General features: G+C 60.2%; 4 protein-coding genes. 3 read left to right on the top strand and 1 reads right to left on the bottom strand.

Annotated features, from left to right (window positions below; genetic code table 11):
- On the top strand, nt 1-290 hold a 290-nt coding region (locus EN990_RS35030; protein ID WP_206526378.1), incomplete at its 5' end, for an HlyD family secretion protein.
- Nucleotides 280-921: a ribbon-helix-helix domain-containing protein gene (locus tag EN990_RS35025; RefSeq protein ID WP_024502654.1), complete on the top strand. Its 642-nt coding sequence runs from the start codon at nt 280-282 to the stop codon at nt 919-921. The genes EN990_RS35030 and EN990_RS35025, both read left to right, overlap by 11 nt.
- Before the next feature lie 49 nt (nt 922-970).
- Here EN990_RS35025 and EN990_RS35020 read toward each other — a convergent pair whose 3' ends face one another.
- Nucleotides 971-1,900 (bottom strand): transglutaminase-like cysteine peptidase, encoded by a 930-nt coding sequence (locus EN990_RS35020; RefSeq protein ID WP_127369906.1) that lies wholly within the window; start codon nt 1,898-1,900, stop codon nt 971-973.
- Between the two features lie 322 nt (nt 1,901-2,222).
- On the opposite strand from EN990_RS35020, the gene EN990_RS35015 reads away from it, so the two are divergent.
- Nucleotides 2,223-2,820: hypothetical protein (locus EN990_RS35015; protein ID WP_206526377.1), on the top strand; the 598-nt coding region annotated here is incomplete at its 3' end.

Raw genomic sequence — 2,820 nt, 5'->3', positions numbered from 1 at the left:
AGGAAGCCCTTATCAAGGTCACCGCCTATGACTTCTCGATCTTCGGCGGCATCGAGGGCAAGGTCTCCAACATCACAGCCGACAGCCTGGTCGATCAGAAAACGGGGGAGCCCTATTATCAGGTGCGCGTGGCGACGGACAAATCGACGCTTCAAAGAGACGGCAAGGCCTATTCGATCATCCCCGGAATGATCTGCTCGGTCGACATCAAGACCGGGCGCAAGACGATCCTGCACTACCTCCTGAAGCCGATCAACAAGGCGCGCGAGGAGGCGATGAGTGAGCGGTAGCGCCAGCCCTCATCATTCCGATCGCGAGCGGCTGCTTGCGCCAGTCGCCGCCGAGGATTTCGGGCTGGAGTTTCGGGTCGTGGCGCGCGGTGGCATACGGCGCGGCATTCGTCTGGAGCGGGCATTCTGGATGTCGCTGAAGCAGATGGCCGAAAGCAGGAAGTGCACGATCGGCATGCTCATCGACGAGATCGCCGAAAGCCAGGCCCAGACAGGCAATCTGACATCCGCGATCAGGGTGGCCTGCATGCGTGGATTGGGGGACGAAAACCTGACCTTGCGAAGGCTTGCATCGATCAACACCATCAACGCCATACTGGTCGCGTGCCCGTCTCCGGCCTTTGCACTGGCTTCTTCGAAGAAGATCCTGTCGTTCAACGCGCCGTTCCAGCAACTGGTCAAACGCCAATTGCCGATCGCCCCAAGCGATGACGCACGGCACGACCTCAAGCTGGCGCTGGATCTCAATGTGGCCGACATCTTCACGCGGCTCGACGCCAATGGCGAATCGCCGGTGGCCACCGGTTTTGTCATCGGCGCGGGTGACCGTCGTTACCGGGGGCAATTGAATGCGGTGCGGGCTCCGGTGCTCGAGCCGGAGCTGCTGATGGCGTTCGTCTTCGGCGGCTGAATGCCCGCCAGTCCTTGGCGAGAACCTATGGCTTGGACTGGCCGAAACCCTATGGCTGAAAACCTTCGCCGGGTGCGACGGTTGCGAAACCGCCCTTGATGTCGGCCATCTGGGCGCCGCCCGGTCTTGAACCGTGGATCCAGGCCCGGTCGGTGCTGAACGAATAGAGCGGGACGTAATCCGGGAGATCGCTGTCACGCATAACGGTGTTGCTGAGGCTGTCGAGAATGAAGGTGCCGCTGCCTGTGCTCACCGACAGCACTGCGTGAAAGAAGCCTCTCTTGCGATCCTGGAGGACGACAAGCGCCATGCTTTGCGTCGGAATGCCGGCCCTCAGCAGGGCGGTCATCTTGAGGATGGCAAAATCCTCGCAATCGCCGGCTCGCCGCTCGAGAATCTCCGACGGCTTCGCCCAATAGTCGAGCTTGCCGTAGACGAGGCTGTCTTTCCTGTAGGCGATCAGGCGATTGACGCTGCTGTTGACGAAGGACAGCTTTTCGCTGAATCCCTTGTCTTGAGCGGCGGCGATCATGCCGGCAAAAGCCGTGCTCTTGTGCTCGCAGGGGCTGCCTGCCGAACAAGCGGTGATTGCCCGGTAGACAGGCGCCCAGCGCGCCGCGACGGGAAAATTGCGCATGGACAAGGCAACCGATCCGAAGACCCCTGGAATAATCGACGCGGTCTGCACCGGATCTATCCCGGCGTCATCTCGCGCCGTTGACGAGCCGTCCCCGCGGTCGACATCCGGGCTATAGCTGCCGGTGACCATGCCGATCCGGTAAGCGTCCGCAGGCTGCCAGGGCTGGGGCCTCGTCAGTGAAACACCGCCGAGACAGGGCGGCGTCTGGACCTTCTCCTGGGGCTTGCCGGGTGCGGCGATATCGCTCGCGAATGACGGCCCCGCCAGGCCGACAAGCCCGATTGCCAGCAGGAGCATCTGGAGCCCGGTTTTTCCCGGAACCGATTTTTGCTTTTTCATAACGCCCACCTTTGACTGTGGACGCTACCAATCTTGTCTCAAATTATTGGAAAGGAAGGTGGATAAATATCCAGCAACTGTCTTCATCCCTTTTATATAAAATTTTATTCGATTTATACTTTGATTTACCAAAAAATCCCGGCCAGTCCTCCGTCAGGGAAGCCTCCGGAGGCCACCATATATCAGGTTATATTGTCGCGGTTTACCACGTGTAAAAAATGCCGAGCAATGCATATCATAATATATGAAATAGATTAGGGGGCAGTTGCAAAGTAGAAATGGCCGCTGTCTCTATCCGGTAAATATCGGAGGGGTTTCAGCCATGACGAACAATATCGAGTTGGACAGCTTTTCGGGTTCCTTGAACGAGCATTCCGCGTCCAGTGAACACGGCGATCAGACATCGCCGGCGGAGATCCGGGTCGCACAGGCAAATTCGACGCAGCAGGCCGCACCGGCAGCGTCCGAACCGGTGCCGGTCGATGTCGGCGGCGGAGCGCCTGTCAAGCCGGAAGCCCCCGCGGAAGCGAAGACGCTGCCAGCAGCTGCGCCGCACGAATATGTAGCCGACGCCAGCCACGTGGTAAGGCTTCCGGCCAACGCTTCCATCGACAACATCAAGGTCGACGGCCAAAACCTTGTGCTCGAACAGGCCGACGGCTCGGTGATCGTGATCAAGGATGGCGCCCTGAACGTGCCGACCTTCATCATCGGCGACGTCGAGGTGCCGCGCGTTGCCTTGCTGGCGGCGCTGGAAGCCAGCCATGTCGATGTCGCCTTCGGCGCCGACGGTTCCATCTCGGCCGGCCCCGGCGGTTCGAATTCAAGCGCAGGCGGTGATTTCTCGGTTCCCCCCGGCGGCATCGGCGACGGGTTCGACCTGTCGGCATTGCTGCCGCCGACCGCCTTGCAGTTTGGGC

The organism is Mesorhizobium sp. M7A.F.Ca.US.005.03.1.1, from assembly GCF_003997975.1.
Taxonomy (GTDB): Bacteria; Pseudomonadota; Alphaproteobacteria; order Rhizobiales; family Rhizobiaceae; genus Mesorhizobium; species Mesorhizobium ciceri.
Note: the sequence above shows the minus strand (reverse complement) of the source record. Positions and strands in the feature narration are given on the sequence as shown.